We start from the raw sequence: 17274 nt of genomic DNA, 5'->3' as shown, positions 1-17274 counted from the left end.
GAACCCCTCGTTAGTGTGTGTATCGTTCAGCTTACTGCCCCGCCTGAAGCGGGGCAATGATCTATGCTAAGTGAACGTTTAATAGCGCTCGGGTGAGGCCAGTTCGCCGCGCAGCGAATTGGGGAAGGCCTCGGTGATCTCCACATCGACAAAGTAGCCGATTAGCTCGGTAGGGTTGGCGGCACGGAAGTTCACCACGCGGTTGTTCTCGGTACGCCCTGAGAGTTGGCCAGGGTCACGGGGCGAAAAGCCGTTAACCAGTACACGCTGCGTACTACCCACCATGCGGCGGCTAATTTGCGCAGTTTGCTGAATTATCCGCTCCTGCAGAATTGCCAGGCGCTGCTTTTTCACGCTTTCTGGTGTTTCATCTGGCAGGCCGGAAGCAGGTGTGCCGGGGCGTGCGGAGTAAACGAAGCTAAACGAGTGGTCGAAGCCAATCTGGTGAATCAGGTTCATCGTCGCTTCAAAATCTTCTTCCGTTTCGCCGGGGAAACCGATGATAAAGTCTGAAGAGAAGCTGATATCCGGACGGTTGGCGCGGATACGCTCCATCTTTTCGATGTATTCCGCCGCCGTATGCCCGCGCTTCATGGCGGTAAGAATACGGTCTGAACCCGACTGTACCGGCAGGTGTAGGTGGCTCACCAGCTCTGGGATATCGGCGAAGGCGTCTACGAGGCTGTCGGTAAACTCAACCGGGTGCGAGGTGGTGAAGCGGACGCGATCGATCCCGTCTACTGCCGCCACACAGGCAATCAGCTCGGCCAGGTCGATCTCGTCGCCAAGCTGATTCTCACCGCGATAGGCATTCACGTTCTGGCCCAGCAAATTGATCTCACGCACGCCCTGATCGGAAAGGTGGATGACTTCATCCATAACCGCTTCGAAGGGTCGTGAAACTTCTTCGCCACGGGTGTAAGGCACCACGCAGAAGGTGCAGTACTTGGAGCAGCCTTCCATGATCGACACGAATGCGGTGGCGCCATCGGAGGAGGGCTTGGGCAGATGGTCGAACTTTTCGATCTCAGGAAAGGTGACATCCACGGCGGCAATTTGGTTATTGCTGCGGGCATCCAGCATTGAGGGGACGCGGTGCAGGGTTTGCGGCCCAAATACCATGTCCACGTGCGGTGCGCGCTTGCGAATGGCTTCGCCTTCTTGGCTGGCCACGCAGCCACCCACGCCAATCACTAGATCGGGGTTGGCATCTTTAAGTTTTTTCCAGCGGCCCAGCTGATGAAAAACTTTCTCCTGCGCTTTCTCGCGAATCGAGCAGGTGTTTAACAGAATGACATCGGCTTCACGCTCATTATCAGTGAGTTCGAGCTGGTGAGATTCGCCGAGTAGATCCGCCATGCGGGAGGAGTCGTACTCGTTCATTTGGCAGCCGTGCGTTTTGATGAAGAGCTTCTTCGCCATCGGTACCTGTCATCTATGAGTCGTCAAGGGACGAGGATGAATGGAGTGTCGGATAGTGGGCCATGCCACTTTTGGATATCCCCATTATACGGGCACAAGAAACCTGGGGCTAGCATTCGGCCATAATCGATACTTGACCACCACATTTCAATGGGTATACTACGCACCGTGTTTGAGCAGTTCCTCGATAGCTCAGTTGGTAGAGCAAATGACTGTTAATCATTGGGTCGCAGGTTCGAGTCCTGCTCGAGGAGCCAATCTTCGCTACCGCTTTAAGGCGAAGGGCTTTGCTTAAAACACGACAACTTATGATGTTCCTCGATAGCTCAGTTGGTAGAGCAAATGACTGTTAATCATTGGGTCGCAGGTTCGAGTCCTGCTCGAGGAGCCAAGTTGTAATACCGTTAGTATCTCTTTAACTGCCTTTTTACGGCGTACCGTTCTGGGTAGTGCATGATTCCTCGATAGCTCAGTTGGTAGAGCAAATGACTGTTAATCATTGGGTCGCAGGTTCGAGTCCTGCTCGAGGAGCCAATTAATTTCCCCCTTCTTATTTGCTTTTCATTAGCGCCCAGTTTTCTCTGCGTTGACTGAAAGTGTTCATTTCTAGTGTTTCCTTTTCTCCTTTGCTATATCCATTGCCAGCTAATGCCTAGGCAGTTTTGTCGTGTCTGGCGTTGTGAGCCGGTTCGCCATTAGAAGTATCGGTGCTTACCGTCAACCGATTTAGTGACGTAAACTACATTGATAATCCATTGGTTTAGGAAATTTATGGTGGGCAACGTTACTGCGCCTCAGGCGCTGCAAGTATTTAAGTGTTTAAGCGATGAAACGCGTTTGATGCTGGTGCTGCTAATTGCTCAAGAGCAGGAGCTGTGCGTGTGTGAAATGACCCATGCGCTGCAGGAGTCACAGCCCAAAGTATCACGGCACTTGGCTCAGTTACGTCAATGTGGGTTGCTTAGCGATCAGCGTGAGGGGCAGTGGGTCTATTACCGCCTTGCCTCTCAATTACCTGCCTGGGCCCACGATATTGTTCAGGCGGGCACCCAAGGCAGCGCTGTGCAATTAGCGGCACTCACGCAGCGCTTAACGCGAATGGGTGATCGGCCTGCCCGCCGAGCGGCGCTGTGTTAACGCGATGCAGAGGCAGGCGATTAAAAAATAGATTAAAAAAATAGCGCAATAAAAACGCCGACCCTTATAAAGGAGTCGGCGTTTTTTCTCAGTGTGCTTTAACCGTGCGTGTTAACGCTTGGCCGCTAACCGCTGAGAATCCTGCAAATGGACGTAATCGAGAAGTATCTCTGCTGATTCCAGCACGTAGGCGCGATCGACGGCCAGTGCTTCATCCTCTTCGCTTTCGCTCTCTTGTGAGGCAGCAGCATCATCACTCTCTTCGCCGCCTATTCCTGCCGTGGCGTCTATCCTAGCGTCCATCCACTCATCCAGCTCTTCCAGGCCCAGCGCGCGGCGGCGTTGGTTTTCCAGTGAGAGCTGTTCGGCTTCCTGGGCTTCCATTTCACGCTCGCGCTGTTCGCGGTTTAAGCTCACGCTGGTGTGCTGTTCGCGTAGCTGACGAGCAAGTGTGGACTGGCGTTCAAGATAGCGGAAATTGGCATTATCCTGCGCACGGGCATCATGTTGGGCAATGAGTTGCTCCAGCATGTTTTCAGGTTCGCCATAGCGGCGATATTGAACGTTCTGAACGGTATCCCATGCTAGTGCGTTATCCAGGCTGCTTTCACCAATACGCTCGGGGTCGATCAAGCTGGGGAAGTCGATATCCGGCTCTACGCCGCGGTTCTGGGTGCTATCGCCAGAAATACGGTAGAACTTGGCGCGAGTTAGCTTGATCTGGCCATGGCTCAGGTCATTAAGTGTTTGCACGGTGCCTTTGCCGAACGTAGGCGTACCGAGCACTAGGCCGCGGCCGTAATCCTGAATAGCGCCAGCGAAAATTTCCGATGCAGAGGCAGAGAGGCGGTTCACTAAGACGCCTAACGGGCCGTCATAGAGCGTGCCTGCTTCGCTGTCGCCGTAGAGCTGGATGCGGCCCTGGGCGTCGCGTACCTGTACGGTGGGGCCGCGATCGATAAACAAGCCGATCAATGAATTGGCTTCCTGCAGGGCGCCACCGCCATTGTTGCGCAGATCAAGCACGATACCTTCTACGCCCTCTTCTTTAAGGTGTTCGACTTCTTTGGCAACATCGCGTGTGGTACTGCGATACTCCTCTTCACCGGCTTGCCAAGCGTCAAAATCAACGTAGAACGTGGGCACGTTAATGACCCCAAGGCGGTGCGGCTCGCCGTTGCGTTCGACTTCAATGATTTCACTGCTGGCAGCTTGATCTTCAAGGCTGACGGTATCGCGGGTAATTTCAACGATTTGCGAGCGAGTCATATCGACTGCTTGGGCAGGTACCACATCTAAACGAACGATGGAGCCTTTAGGACCACGAATTAAGTCAACAACGTTATCCAGACGCATACCGACGACATTAACCATCTCGCCTTCTTCCTGGCCAACAGCGATGATGCGGTCTGCTGGTTCCAAAACGCCTGCGCGCTCTGCTGGGCCACCGGGTACTAAGCTTGCAACTTTAACGTACTCGCCGTCCGATTGAAGCAGGGCGCCGATCCCTTCAAGCGAGAGGCTCATCTGAATATCAAACGACTCACCCTGGCGGGGGGAGAGGTAGCCGGTGTGCGGGTCGATGCTACCAGTGACCGCTGCCATGAGTACGCCAAACACGTCTTCAGGCTCGGTTTGCTCCAGGCGGGTCAGTTGGCCTTCATAGCGCTGACGCAGATTGGTTTCAATCTGTTCGCTGTCCTGGTCGGTTAAGGCAAGGGTTAAAGCGTCATTTTTGAGCCGTTTGCGCCATAGCTCGTCGAGTTCGCTTTGCCGGGAGGCCCATGGGGACTCCTCACGATCAATTTCTAAGCGTTCATTGCTCTCAAAGTTAAAATCAAGGCCTTCGTCGAGCTGAGTAAGTAGCGACTCAACACGAGTGCGTTGACGTTCACTAAACGTGTTATACAGATTGAAAGCGTCGTCTAGATCGCCACTAAAAATGGCGTCTGCCATGCTGGTTTCTAGATGGCGGTAGGCTTCGATATCACTGCGCAGTAGGTAAGCGCGCTGACCGTCAAGAATGTCCAAATAGCGTTGGAATGTGTCTTGCGACCATGCTTCGTCAAAATTTACGTCAGCATAGTGTCCGTAGCGGAGCGAGTCCGCAATTTCCACTGCCGCCTGGCGTTGTTCGTCGGTCGGCTCGAGTTGCGCCAAGGCGGCTGGGCTGGAAACAACCAGCATGACAGCCAGGGCGACCGAACGCGAAAGCGTTGCAAACAAGCTCATCAGTCAAGCTCTCCCGGATTTGTGTACACTCATTCTTCCCTAGACACGCAATGTGACCCATGAGTTGCGTAGGTCGAGGGAGTATTGTAGCAGGTCGCCTGCGCTATGAGACTCAATCATTACTGTTAAGAGGATTTCCATGTCCGAGACTTTCAACGCTGATCGTTTAACACGTCTCTGTGACTTTCTGCGTCAATCACCGACACCCTGGCATGCTGCAGGCAATATGGCCTCGCGATTGGAGCAAGCCGGTTTTCAGCGGCTGGAAGAAAAGGCGAATTGGCAGCTGACGCCGGGCAAGCGCTACTACGTTACCCGTAACGACTCAGCCATTATTGCGTTTCAATTACCTGAGTCTAGATTAACCGAATTGCGCATGATTGGTGCGCATACCGATAGCCCCGGCCTACATTTAAAGCCCAATGCTACTCAGCGTTCTGCGGGTTGGCTGCAGTTAGGCGTACAGGTATACGGCGGTGTGCTGATGGCGCCTTGGTTTGACCGTGATCTAGGGTTAGCAGGGCGCGTTCATGTGCGCCACGCTGATGGGCGCTTAGAAAGCGTGCTGCTCAATGTCGATCGTGCTATTGCCACCATCCCAAGTTTAGCGATCCACCTTGATCGAGATGTGAACAGCGGCCGCCCGATAAATCCGCAGACACAAATGGCGCCGGTGTTGATGCAAAGTGAGGCAGCCACGTTAGCCGAGTTAGTGGCGCAGTGGCTAGAGCAGCAGCACGGCCTGAGTGCCGTAGAAGTGGTTGATTTTGAGCTGGGTTTTTACGATGTGCAGCCACCATCACTCGTTGGCGTCAAGCAAGAGCTGGTGGCGAGCGCCCGACTGGATAACCTGCTTTCCTGCTTCATAGGGTTAGAAGCGCTGCTAGAGAGCGATGGTAGTCAAGGGGCTGTGCTAGTGGCCAATGACCATGAGGAAGTGGGTAGTGCCAGCGCCTGTGGAGCTCAAGGCCCTTTCCTGGCAGATGTGCTAAAACGCATTAATGGTCAGCTGGGAGGCAAGGGAAGTGAAAAGGGCAGTGATGAGTCACTGATTCAGCTGATTCAGTCGTCGCTGATGATCTCGTGCGATAACGCCCATGCGCTGCATCCCAATTTTCGCGACAAGCACGATGAGCGCCACGGCCCGGCGATTAACGGCGGCCCGGTGATCAAAGTGAATGCGAGCCAGCGCTACGCCACTAATAGCGTTACCGGCGCGCTGTTTCGTGATGTGTGTCGTGAAGCGGATGTCCCGGTGCAGTCGTTCGTGACCCGGGCTGATATGGGTTGCGGCAGCACGATTGGACCGATTACCGCGACCGAGTTAGGCGTACCCACTATTGATGTTGGTATCCCGCAATGGGCGATGCACTCCATTCGAGAAACTGCAGGTACTAAAGATGTGGAGTACCTTACTCGCGCGCTGACGCAATTTTTAAACCGCACCACGTTGAGTTGATCGTGTTGCGCCTATAGCCACAGCCGAGTTAAAGCAAAAAAAGCCCGCTGACAGAATCAGCGGGCTTTTCAATAAGCTTTGGTGGCTACGCCCTGATTTGAACAGGGGACCCCATCATTATGAGTGATGTGCTCTAACCAGCTGAGCTACGTAGCCTTTCAACGGGGGCGAATGATACTGATAACACTGATTTTAGTCAATGTTTTATTGCTAAGAATGTTGGCGTGGCCGTTTATACGTTAAAACGGAAGTGCACTACGTCGCCATCTTTAACAATGTACTCTTTGCCTTCCAGACGCCACTTACCGGCATCTTTAGCGCCTTGCTCGCCACCCAGCGAAACAAAATCGTCATAAGCGACGACTTCGGCACGAATAAAGCCTTTCTGGAAGTCGGTGTGAATGACGCCTGCTGCTTCTGGGGCTGTTGCGCCTTCTTTCACTGTCCAGGCGCGAACTTCTTTAACACCAGCTGTGAAGTAGGTTTGCAGGCCTAGCAGGGAGTAACCCGCACGAATCACGCGATCAAGGCCCGGCTCGTCCATGCCCATCTCGCTCAGGAACATGGAGCGCTCTTCATCGTCCAGCTCGGCGATTTCAGCTTCCAGCTGATTGCACACGGGCACTACCAACGCGCCTTCTTCGGCGGCAATCTCGTTAACAATATCCAGGTAAGGATTGTTCTCGAAACCGTCTTCGTTGACGTTGGCGATGTACATGGTCGGCTTCAGGGTTAAAAAGCCGAAGCTTTTCACCTGACGCTGCTCTTCTTCGCTCAAGCCAAAACTGCGCAGCGGCAAGCCTTCCGCAACGTGGGGCTGAATACGATCAAGAATCGCCTTGGTGGCAATAGCGTCTTTATCTCCCCCTTTCACCGAACGAACCAAGCGTTGGCTAGCTTTTTCGACAGTATCCAGGTCGGCCAGCGCCAATTCTATATTGATCGTTTCGATATCGGCACGAGGATCGACTTGATTCGCCACGTGGATAACATTGTCGTTATCGAAGCAGCGCACCACATGGGCTATCGCCTGGGTTTCACGGATGTTGGCCAGGAATTTGTTGCCCAGCCCTTCGCCTTTGGAAGCCCCGGCGACCAGGCCAGCAATGTCGACGAACTCCATGGTGGTCGGCAGTACCTTTTGCGGCTTGACGATCTCGGCGAGCTTATCAAGACGCGGGTCCGGCATCGGAACGATACCGACGTTTGGCTCAATGGTGCAGAAAGGGAAGTTTTCTGCATCGATGCCTGACTTCGTCAGTGCATTAAATAGCGTGGACTTGCCGACGTTAGGCAGACCGACGATGCCGCAATTGAAACCCATAAAATGTTCCTGAAAATAAGGTGGTAGGGCGTAAATATAATCGCCATTCTACGAGATGCACTAGCCGTCAGCTACCGGCGTTGCCAGCCAGCTTTCGACAGCGTTTATTCTGACTTAAGGCTGTGTAACTGGTTCATCGCTTTGGCCCAGTCTCCCGCTAGCGCTAATGGCAGCGTGGTAATGCACTCATCAATGGCATGAGTGATCGCTTCTTGTTCGGCCTTGCCGGGCCGCCCTAGTACATAATTAGTGACTTGGCGTGCCTCCCCAGGGTGGCCAATGCCGATACGTACCCGGTGAAACTGCTTTTGATCGCCTAGCGCGCTAATGATATCGCGTAGACCATTATGGCCGCCGTGCCCACCGCCAGTTTTGTAGCGTGCCTGCCCTGGCGGAAGGTCAAGTTCGTCGTGGGCGACCAGCAAATTGTCGGGCGTCAGTTTGAAAAATTGGCATAAGGCCGCTACTGCGGCACCACTGCGATTCATAAAGGTGGCGGGGTTGAGTAGGTGCAGCTCATGGTCGCCTAGGCGGACTTTGGCGTAGTGGCCAAAAAACTTCTTTTCCGGGCGCAACTCTGCATGGGCGCTGCGCGCAATTGCATCGACCAACCAGAAGCCAGCGTTATGGCGAGTGGCGTCATACTCCGCGCCGGGGTTACCTAATCCAATAATGGCCGTTACCTGGCTCATATTCCTACCTCATACCCATTTCTAGGAGAAATTTTTGACATCGCGCCAGCGCCAGCCCTAAAAAAAATCAAGCGCCGAGGCGCTTGATTCTAACATCATGTCAGCATCACGAGGGCCATGCAGGCATGGCCCTCATAGGATGCTTAACGGCTATTTACTCGGCGCTGGAATCTGCTTCGCCTTCGCTTTCACCGTCTTCATCTTCTTCAACACGGACTTTCACTTTGGTGATGCTGAGTACCGCATTGTCGTGCTCTTCACCGTGGGACAAGTCAACAGAGGTGACGCCAGCCGGCAGGGTAAGGTCAGACAGGTGCAGCGTAGTGCCGAGTTCAAGTGCGCTAATGTCGACTTCAAGATAGTCAGGCAGGTCTTTCGGCAAGCAGCTGATCGCAACTTCGTTGGCCAGTACGTGCAGTTCACCGCCTTGGTCTTTAATGCCTACACACGCTTCTTCGCCGTTCACGTGCAGCGGCACATTCATGGTGATTTCGTGGGTAGCGTCAACGCGCAGGAAGTCGGCGTGAGTTAGCAACGGTTTGAACGGGTGACGCTGCAGGTCACGAACAACCACTTGCTCTTCTTTACCTTCGATCATCAGTTTGATGACCGAGGAGAAGAAGGACTCGTCTTCAATCGCTTTGTAGAACGCGGTTTTTTCTACAGAGATAGACTGCGCGCCTTTTTCGCCACCGTATACAACGGCAGGTACTTGCTGGTTCGCACGACGCAGGCGGCGGCTCGCACCTTTCCCCAGGTCGCTACGAACGCTGGCTTTTAGGATAAAATCAGACATGGAATTGCCTCTTAGTTTAAGTAAGGAAGACGCCACCGACCGCGACCAGACGTTGGCGTTTCCGTGGCCCCAAAAGGGGGCTATATCGTCAGGCGTTTAGTGGAACATCGCGCTGACAGATTCTTCGTTGCTGACCCGACGAATCGCTTCCGCGATAAGGCCGGCAACGCTCAACTGGCGAATTTTTCCGCTTCGACGAGCAACGTCAGAGAGCGGGATGGTGTCGGTCACCACCACTTCATCCAGTACGGAGTTGGTAATATTATCAACCGCTGGGCCGGATAAAATCGGGTGCGTTGCATAAGCCACGACGCGCTTGGCGCCGTGGCCTTTGAGCGCTTCACCGGCTTTACATAGCGTGCCTGCGGTATCGATCATATCGTCGACCACGACACAGGTACGGCCTTCAATCTCACCGATGATGTGCATCACCTGGGCTTGATTAGCCTGGGGACGACGCTTATCAATAATGGCGAGATCGGCGTTCAGCTGTTTGGCGATGGCACGTGCACGAACGACGCCACCCACATCGGGGGAAACCACGACGAGGTCGCTATAATTCTGGCGCTCGATGTCATCCAGCAAAATGGGTGAGCCGTAAACGTTGTCGACCGGGACATCAAAGAAGCCCTGGATTTGATCAGCGTGTAGATCCATGGTCATCACGCGGTCAACGCCTGCCTTGACCATCATGTCGGCAACCACTTTGGCGGAAATAGGCACCCGGGCGGAGCGCACACGGCGATCCTGGCGTGCATAGCCAAAGTAGGGCAAAACAGCAGTGATACGAGTTGCCGAGGCGCGACGCAGTGCGTCGACCATCAGGATCAACTCCATCAGATTATCGTTTGTCGGTGCACAGGTGGATTGCAGGATGAAAACATCCTTACCGCGCACGTTCTCATTGATCTCGACTGCAATTTCGCCGTCGCTGAATTGACCCACCGTAGCATTACCCATACGGCTGTCTAAGCTCTCGGCTATTTTTTGAGCGAGTGCGGGATTAGCATTCCCGGCGAAAACCATCAATTTTGACACGCGCAGCCACCTTTGCAGTGTTGGGAATCAGGGGTAAAAACGCAGGCCATTGTTGGGTTGGCTGGGGTACCAGGATTCGAACCTGGGAATGCCGCTACCAAAAAGCGGTGCCTTACCACTTGGCGATACCCCAGCAATAACCTAACGCGCTGACCGGGCGCTTTTAGCTGCCCAGAGCGGGACTGTAAATAGCCCAGAGCGGGACTATAAACTGCCCAGAGCGGGATTATAAAAAGCCCAGAGCATCATGTAGGGGAGAGGTGTTGAGTCCGCGTGCTACCCATGTCGGCCAACGTTGACCCGCTAATTGCGCGATTGCCTGTGCTGCTTGCTGCGTCTCAAAAGCAGCAAACAGACAAGCGCCCGTGCCGGTCAACCGACTAGGTGCGTGCTGTGCAAGCCAGTGAAGGGCTTCCGCAATTGGCGGATAGCGTTCCTTTACGACGGCTTCACAGTCGTTGCGCCACTCCGGCGCTCCCCCCTGCAGTGCGCGCGCCATAGTAATGGGGTGGCTGTCACGTGTCAATTGCGGGTCTTGGAAGACGTCAAGCGTAGACACGCTAATGTCGGGGTGAATAATGACGAACCAAGGGGTGTCCAGTGTCACCGCGGTAAGCTGCTCGCCCACCCCTTCAGCCCAGGCGCTATAGCCGTGCACAAAGACAGGCACGTCGGCTCCCAGCTGCAGCCCTAAGCGTGCTAATTCGTCTAACGACAGATGAAGCTGCCAGAGATGATTGAGCCCCACTAGTGTGGTGGCCGCGTTGGAACTGCCGCCACCTAAGCCGCCGCCCATGGGCAGCTGCTTTTCTATGGTGAGGGTGGCCCCTAAGCGGGTGCCGCTGTGGCGCTGCAATAAACGGGCGGCACGCACAATCAGATTGTCATCGTGGCTTACGCCGCTGACCTCATGGGTTAGATGGATCTCTCCATCATCGCGGGCTGTCAGCGTAAGGTGATCATTAAGATCAATAAATTGAAACAGCGTTTGCAGTGTGTGGTAGCCGTCTTCACGACGGCCCACGATATGCAGCATGCGGTTAAGCTTGGCCGGGGCGGGTAATCTAAGCTGCGCATTCATTTGAACGGTTTACTCGTCGCTGGCTTGCCATTGATTAACGACCAGGGTGATACGTACATCGTCGTAGTTCATGATTAACCGTCGCGGCAGCCACATGCCTTCAAACTGTTCCCAGTCACGGTAGTCAATTTCCCAACCGTCTTGTGCCAAGTGGCTGGGGAAGCCGAGTTCATCGGTTTCCATCTGATAGTCGTCATTTTCGCCGGGTAGGCCGCGTACCCAGTCAGGCATGGCACTAACAGGCAGTGACCAGCCAAGCTGCTCATCCATTAAGGCTTCCGGCGTTTCTGCTTCAAAGCGGCCATCGCTATTGGAGAGTGAGAAGCGACCTTCACGGCCCTCAAGCACATTGCGCCCGCCACCAAACGGTCCGCTGATCAGCATGCGGAAATAGTAAGGGGTCTGATTCCAGTCCAGATTGGCGCTGACGTTCTCTTGCGAGGTACGCAGGCCCGCTTTGCCCACCAGCGTCCAGGTGTCGAATGCCTCTACCTCAGCCAGTTGACGCTCCCACTGGCCTGCTTGTCGGCCACTTTCATCCACCGGGCCTTGCGACGCGCACCCAGCAAGAAACAAGAGAGTAAGGCCCACAACCCATAGTCGCGGGGAAAGAATGGCAACGGGTGAGCGTAAAGGAAGGGACGTCAGTGTCGGCATAAACAGGCTCCATGTTAGGTGATGACGGCGCAAGAGTAGCATGGTCGGTGCGCTCAATCGGATGGTGTAGCGTTAGGGTGTCGCTTGCGGTGTTAGTTCAGGATAGCGCTTAAGCAAATCGTCAATCTGCGGATGCAGGTTGGTTCGCTGCATAATCTGCTCGATCAGACGGCGCGCCTCTTCTTCACGACCTAGTGCCTGCAAGACCTCGGCTAAATGGGCAGCGACCTCTTGATCGGGTATCTGTGTATAGGCGCTTTCAAGCCAGGGAAGCGCTTCTTCTGGCTGCCCAAGGCGAAAATAGACCCAGCCCATGCTGTCGAGTACGGCAGGGTTGTTTGGGTCGGCTTCGTAGGCGCGCTCAATCAGTTCAAACGCCTCTTGTAGGCGCCCAGGCAGGTTGAGATCGGCCAGCGTGTACCCCAGCGCATTGAGCGCTTCGGCATTGTCAGGGTCGGTGCGTAGCACTTGACGTAAATCAGCCTCCATTCCCGCAATTTCGCCAGCTTCCCAGCTGCGCATAGCGCGCATATAAAGTAGTGAAGCATCATCCGGTGTGCGGGTGATTTCACGGTCTAATAGCGCATTGGCCTCTTCGGTCTGATTGGTTTCGTCCAACAACTGAACTTCGAGCATCACCAGCTCAGTAAAGTAGCTGTCAAAACGCATCCGTTCGATGCGCAGAAAAGCGCGGGCATCAAGCAGGCGATCTTCTTCAATCAACATTTGCGCCGCAGCCGCGCGAGCGGGCACAAATTCATCCCCCTCGCTGACTTGACGGTAATAGAGTAACGCGTTGTCGGTATCGCCTTGGGCCTGGGTAATCGCCCCGAGCAGGTAATAGGCTAGATTAGGCACCTCTGGCTGGCCAATCAGCGGCTGCAGCAGGCGTTGGGCGGGTTCGGGGTGCCCCTCTTCCAGATACAACTGTGCCAGAGATAAGCGCAGGTCCTGGTTGCCGCCATGGCTCTCCAGCAGTGCGTTAGTTTGCGTCTCGGCCGCACTGATGTTGTTGAGGCGAAGCTCGGCCTGGGCCAGTAGCAAAATAAATCGCACATCATCAGGGGCGAGTTCCAAGCCCTGTTGTGCCGCCCGCTGAGCAGCCGAGTAGTCTTCTGTCTCTAGCGCAAGGCGTGCTCTTACCAACCATAACGCCGCTGATTCAGGGTCCAGCAGCGCGACTTGATCAAGCCGCCGCTGGGCAACGGCGGTATCGCCAAGGGCGGCTTCAATCAGTGCTGTGCCCAGCAGTACATCGCTGTGATGTTCTAACTGGTCAGCGTTGGGCTGGGCTAGGTGCGCGCGCAACTGCTGAGCAATTAAGGTAAGTGGCGCTTCTTCCGCCACCGCAATTTCTGCAAAGGCAGTCAAATCTCCGTGGCCGCCAGCTTCGACAATATCAATACGCTGCTCAAGGCTGTCGAGCCAATCACCGCGCTGTAATGAAAAAGCTGCTAATAAGCGATTGGGCGCTTCTGCCTGTGGGGCCAGCTCACGCCAACGTAGCGCAGAAGCCTCTATTAAAGAGGTCTCGTTGCCAAAGCGGGCGGCGAACGTCGCACGCTCGGCAAGTGCTGGCTCGCGATAGCGCTGCGCCGCTTCAAGATACCCCTGGCTTGCCGAGCGGTAATCGCCTCGCTGGCCAGCCAGTTCAGCCCCCAACAGCGTGCTAAGCCCTGCGGCATCTAGCCCTCGCGTTATAGGCGGGGCCTCGCGCATTGGGTCATCGGCCCATGTGCCCAGCGGGCCATCCTGCTGGCTGGACGTCGATTGGCAGCCGCCCAGGAGTAACGCTGCGGCGGCCACTGGTAGCAGCGACGAACGCCGTACAGCAGAGCTTGGAAAAGCAAAGCGCAACAATGAAAAGCTCAGAACAGTAGAGCCCAGAAGTGTAGAGCGAGGTCGCATGCGTCTCTCGATTAAGTGGCCGAATGCTCAGCATAGCGGCTTGCCTGCCTGCGGCAAAGTGGTGTGGGCCAGATGATAGCCTGCTGTGATAGAATGTTCCTCCTTGAAAAAGTGGTCAGCAATCTTTATGCCTATTTTATAGGCAGCGCTTGAACCACGCCAAAGACTTGTTTGAGCAAGCCCTAATTGACGGTGCGGCCGCTTTAAGATCGGCGGTCGGCGAAAGTCCGACACACTAGCGAAGACGCATAACGCATGACGCTTCTTGCCCTGGGAATAAATCATCGTACCGCCAGCGTGGCCGTGCGTGAGCAGGTGGCTTTTTCGCCTGCGCAGCTTGACACTGCGCTGGCTGAATTGCGAAATCTGCCACAAATTAGTGAAGCGGCGGTGCTATCGACCTGCAACCGCACGGAGCTTTACTGTGTCACGGATGCGGCTGGCGAGCAGGCGGTACTCAATTGGCTCGGACGCTTTCATAACTTACGCGTCGATGAGCTGACCCGCTGTGCCTACCACTATCTAGACAACGATGCGGCGCGCCATTTAATGCGCGTAGCGGTTGGCCTGGATTCCATGGTGTTGGGCGAGCCGCAGATTCTGGGCCAGTTGAAAGATGCCTATCAACAGGCGCGTGAGTCGAAAGGGTTGGGCGGTGAGCTTGAACGCCTGTTCCAGCACACCTTTGCGGTGGCCAAGCAGGTACGTACCGAAACGGGTATTGGCAAAAACCCTGTCTCAGTGGCCTACGCGGCGGTCAGTATGGCCAGCCGTATTTTTGATGATTTTAGCCGTTCACGCGCGTTACTCATTGGCGCTGGTGAAACCATCGAACTGGTCGCCCGGCATTTACACGAAGCCGGTGTTCGCCAGCTTACTGTCGCCAACCGCACCCGCGAACGTGCCGAGCTCGTGGCAGGCCCCTTGGGGGGGACGGCGATTACCCTTCAAGAAATTCCCGAAGCCCTTGAGCATGCCGATATCGTCATCTCTTCCACCGCGGCTCCGCTGCCTATTCTCGGTAAAGGGATGGTCGAGCGGGCGCTCAAAAAGCGTCGCCATCGGCCGGTATTTATGGTCGATATCGCCGTGCCGCGTGATATCGAACCCGAAGTGGGCGAGTTGGCCGATGTATTCCTCTATACCGTCGACGATCTGGAAGAGGTGATTCAAGAGAATCGCCGTCATCGCCAGGTGGCTGCAGATCAAGCGGAATCGCTGATTGAGCACGGGGTGGGCAGTTGGCAGCATGCACGACGTATTCGCAACGGTGGTGAACTAATCCGTGATTATCGCCAGCATGGCGAAGCGCTGCGCGATCTTTCACGCGATCAAGCGTTAGAGCGGCTGGCGCGCGGTGAAGACCCTGCTAAAGTCATTGAGCGCTTGGCGCATCAGTTGACCAACCGCCTGCTGCACCAGCCGACTCAAGCCATACGTGATGCCGCCTCAGAGGAGCATCACGACTTGCTGAATGCCGCGCCGCGCCTACTGTTGCCTGCTAAGCCAGCCTTTGAAACCACGCCTGCGCCCCCGGTAAAACGCCAGAAGGATGATACGCCCGCATGAAAGAGACTTTGCGCCAACGCTTAGACAGCTTTACAGAACGCTTTGAAGAGCTGGCGATGCTGCTGTCTGATCCGGAAGTGATCAATAACCAGCAGCGCTTTCGCGACTACTCACGAGAATACTCCGAGCTAGAGGAGCTGGTGGCCGCATGGCAGCGCTATCGTGACATCGAAACCAATATGCATGAAGCCGAGCAGCTTAGCCGCGATAGCGACGCTGACATGCGCGAATTGGCGGAGATGGAGCTGAGCGAAGGGCGTGAGCGGTTAGAAGAATTAGATATCGAGCTTAAACGTCTGCTGGTGCCGAAAGACCCTGACGATGGGCGTGGGGTATTTTTAGAAGTACGCGCAGGAACCGGCGGCGACGAGGCTGCTATCTTTGCCGGTGATCTGTTCCGCATGTATTCGCGCTATGCGGAAAAGCGCGGTTGGCGGGTCGAAATCGTCAGCGCCAGCCACGGTGAGCAGGGCGGTTACAAAGAGATCATCTCCAGGGTGAAGGGCGATGGTGTTTACGCCCAGCTAAAATTTGAATCCGGCGCCCACCGGGTTCAGCGCGTACCGGCGACCGAATCTCAGGGCCGTATACACACGTCTGCCTGCACCGTCGCGGTCATGCCTGAGGTCGACGATGTCGGTGATATCGATATCAACTCGGCCGATTTGCGTGTGGATACCTACCGTTCCAGCGGTGCTGGCGGTCAGCACGTTAACACCACCGATTCCGCCATCCGCATTACTCACCTGCCTACCGGCGTGGTAGTGGAGTGCCAGGAAGAGCGCAGCCAGCATAAAAACCGTGCCAAAGCGATGTCGCTGCTGGCAGCCAAGCTCAAACGCAATGCGGTAGATTCCCAGCGTCAGGAGCAAGCCGATGCCCGCCGCTCGCTGGTGGGCTCGGGGGATCGCAGCGAACGCATCCGCACCTACAACTTCCCGCAAGGTCGCATCACTGATCACCGCATTAACTTGACCCTGTATAAACTTAATGAAGTGGTCAGTGGCGAGCAGTTGGACGATGTGATTAATCCGCTGATTCACGAGTATCAAGCGGAACAGCTTTCAGCCCTTCAGGACGTCTAATGTCGCTTGACGCGCTGTTGAAACAGGCGGCACAAAGGTTACAGACGGCGGGGTCTACCTCGCCGCGTGTCGATGCTGAAGCACTGATGTGCCATGTGCTTGAGCGGGATCGTACCTGGCTTTACACCTGGGGCGATAAAATGTGTTCCTCCCAGGAGCATTCGCGCTTCGATGCACTCATTGACGCACGTGCCCAGGGCACGCCAGTGGCCTACTTAACCGGCGAGCGTGAATTTTGGGGACTGCGCTTAACGACCTCTCCCAATACGTTAATTCCCCGTCCCGATACTGAAACGTTAGTTGAGCTTGCACTTAGTCGAGCAACTTTGCCCGCTGGCCGTCTGCTTGACCTTGGAACCGGCACTGGCGCCATTGCGCTGGCGTTTGCCAGTGAGCAGCCCGACTGGCAAGTGCTAGGCGTCGATGTGCGCGATGAGGCGGTCGAGCTGGCAGCAAGCAACGCGAAAGCCTTGGGTATTACCAACGCCCATTTTCTGCAGAGTGATTGGTTTGGCGCGCTGGAAAGCTATGCTGAGGCCGGTACGCTTTTCGATATTATCGTTAGTAACCCGCCTTATATTGCGGCCGACGATCCTCATCTTGCAGAAGGCGATGTGCGTTTTGAGCCTCGCTCGGCGCTGGTGGCAAACGCTGATGGCATGGCGGATTTGTTGCACTTGGCGCAGTCCGCTCGGCACTATTTGACAGCGTCCGGCTGGCTGCTTCTTGAACACGGTTATACACAGGCGGAAAAGGTACGCATGGCACTGAGCAGTGCTGGCTATCAGAACGTTGAAAGTGTTCGAGACCTGGGAGGGCATGATCGGGTTACCCTAGGGCGCCTAATAACAGCCACTTAAACTCAGCGGGTTAA

The 17274-nt window shown here is 55.2% G+C and carries 14 protein-coding genes and 5 tRNA genes; 8 read left to right on the top strand and 11 right to left on the bottom strand.

All coding sequences use genetic code 11. The features are described from left to right. Positions 1 to 78: 78 nt before the first annotated feature. Positions 79 to 1422 (bottom strand): tRNA (N6-isopentenyl adenosine(37)-C2)-methylthiotransferase MiaB, encoded by a 1344-nt coding sequence (gene miaB, locus Q3Y66_RS13810; RefSeq protein ID WP_008957348.1) that lies wholly within the window; start codon positions 1420 to 1422, stop codon positions 79 to 81. A 181-nt stretch (positions 1423 to 1603) separates the two neighbouring features. Here miaB and Q3Y66_RS13805 point away from each other — a divergent pair. From Q3Y66_RS13805 to Q3Y66_RS13790, 4 genes are all read left to right on the top strand, one after another. Beyond that, positions 1604 to 1679 (top strand) — tRNA-Asn (locus tag Q3Y66_RS13805). A gap of 58 nt (positions 1680 to 1737) precedes the next feature. Further along, positions 1738 to 1813, top strand: a tRNA-Asn gene (locus Q3Y66_RS13800). Between the two features lie 67 nt (positions 1814 to 1880). Further along, a tRNA-Asn gene (locus Q3Y66_RS13795) sits at positions 1881 to 1956 on the top strand. A 237-nt stretch (positions 1957 to 2193) separates the two neighbouring features. After that, positions 2194 to 2559: a metalloregulator ArsR/SmtB family transcription factor gene (locus Q3Y66_RS13790; RefSeq protein ID WP_008957347.1), complete on the top strand. Its 366-nt coding sequence runs from the start codon at positions 2194 to 2196 to the stop codon at positions 2557 to 2559. Positions 2560 to 2670: 111 nt separating this feature from the next. Here Q3Y66_RS13790 and Q3Y66_RS13785 read toward each other — a convergent pair whose 3' ends face one another. Then, positions 2671 to 4791, bottom strand: a complete 2121-nt coding sequence (locus tag Q3Y66_RS13785; protein WP_008957346.1) for a carboxy terminal-processing peptidase — start codon at positions 4789 to 4791, stop codon at positions 2671 to 2673. A 139-nt stretch (positions 4792 to 4930) separates the two neighbouring features. On the opposite strand from Q3Y66_RS13785, the gene Q3Y66_RS13780 reads away from it, so the two are divergent. Next, the gene (locus Q3Y66_RS13780) at positions 4931 to 6250 is read left to right on the top strand and encodes a M18 family aminopeptidase (protein ID WP_008957345.1); all 1320 of its coding nucleotides are present in this window, start codon (positions 4931 to 4933) and stop codon (positions 6248 to 6250) included. Positions 6251 to 6329: 79 nt separating this feature from the next. Here the strand turns inward: Q3Y66_RS13780 and Q3Y66_RS13775 are convergent. The 9 genes from Q3Y66_RS13775 to Q3Y66_RS13735 form a co-directional block, all read right to left on the bottom strand. Beyond that, positions 6330 to 6406 (bottom strand) — tRNA-Met (locus Q3Y66_RS13775). A gap of 76 nt (positions 6407 to 6482) precedes the next feature. After that, on the bottom strand, positions 6483 to 7574 hold the full coding sequence (gene ychF / locus Q3Y66_RS13770; protein ID WP_008957344.1) for a redox-regulated ATPase YchF: 1092 nt from the start codon (positions 7572 to 7574) through the stop codon (positions 6483 to 6485). 104 nt (positions 7575 to 7678) lie between these two features. Next, the gene (pth, locus tag Q3Y66_RS13765; RefSeq protein WP_008957343.1) at positions 7679 to 8266 is read right to left on the bottom strand and encodes an aminoacyl-tRNA hydrolase; all 588 of its coding nucleotides are present in this window, start codon (positions 8264 to 8266) and stop codon (positions 7679 to 7681) included. A 154-nt stretch (positions 8267 to 8420) separates the two neighbouring features. Further along, positions 8421 to 9062 (bottom strand): 50S ribosomal protein L25/general stress protein Ctc, encoded by a 642-nt coding sequence (locus Q3Y66_RS13760; protein ID WP_008957342.1) that lies wholly within the window; start codon positions 9060 to 9062, stop codon positions 8421 to 8423. Between the two features lie 96 nt (positions 9063 to 9158). Beyond that, positions 9159 to 10100: a ribose-phosphate pyrophosphokinase gene (locus Q3Y66_RS13755; RefSeq protein ID WP_008957340.1), complete on the bottom strand. Its 942-nt coding sequence runs from the start codon at positions 10098 to 10100 to the stop codon at positions 9159 to 9161. 58 nt (positions 10101 to 10158) lie between these two features. After that, positions 10159 to 10233 (bottom strand) — tRNA-Gln (locus Q3Y66_RS13750). Positions 10234 to 10326: 93 nt separating this feature from the next. Then, positions 10327 to 11181, bottom strand: a complete 855-nt coding sequence (ispE, locus tag Q3Y66_RS13745) for a 4-(cytidine 5'-diphospho)-2-C-methyl-D-erythritol kinase (RefSeq protein WP_008957339.1) — start codon at positions 11179 to 11181, stop codon at positions 10327 to 10329. Between the two features lie 9 nt (positions 11182 to 11190). Then, positions 11191 to 11838, bottom strand: coding sequence for a lipoprotein insertase outer membrane protein LolB (gene lolB / locus Q3Y66_RS13740; RefSeq protein ID WP_008957338.1), 648 nt, complete (start codon positions 11836 to 11838; stop codon positions 11191 to 11193). Between the two features lie 72 nt (positions 11839 to 11910). Further along, positions 11911 to 13557, bottom strand: coding sequence for a tetratricopeptide repeat protein (locus Q3Y66_RS13735; protein WP_238528483.1), 1647 nt, complete (start codon positions 13555 to 13557; stop codon positions 11911 to 11913). 444 nt (positions 13558 to 14001) lie between these two features. On the opposite strand from Q3Y66_RS13735, the gene hemA reads away from it, so the two are divergent. Genes hemA through prmC form a run of 3 tightly spaced genes read left to right on the top strand, consistent with a single transcriptional unit; the run spans position 14002 to position 17260 of the window. Further along, complete coding sequence (gene hemA, locus Q3Y66_RS13730) at positions 14002 to 15315, top strand: glutamyl-tRNA reductase (protein WP_008957336.1); 1314 nt, start codon at positions 14002 to 14004, stop codon at positions 15313 to 15315. Then, a complete protein-coding gene (prfA, locus tag Q3Y66_RS13725; RefSeq protein ID WP_008957335.1) occupies positions 15312 to 16400 on the top strand; it encodes a peptide chain release factor 1 in 1089 nt (362 codons plus the stop codon). The genes hemA and prfA overlap by 4 nt, the downstream gene beginning before the upstream one ends. Then, entirely contained in the window at positions 16400 to 17260 is an 861-nt protein-coding gene (prmC, locus tag Q3Y66_RS13720; protein ID WP_008957334.1) for a peptide chain release factor N(5)-glutamine methyltransferase, read from the top strand. Before prfA ends, prmC begins: the two co-directional genes overlap by 1 nt. The last annotated feature ends 14 nt before the right edge of the window (positions 17261 to 17274 follow it).

The organism is Halomonas sp. HAL1 (assembly GCF_030544485.1).
GTDB lineage: Bacteria > Pseudomonadota > Gammaproteobacteria > Pseudomonadales > Halomonadaceae > Vreelandella > Vreelandella arctica.
The sequence above is the reverse complement of the archived record's forward strand: the minus strand, read 5'-3'. Positions and strand labels throughout refer to the sequence as shown.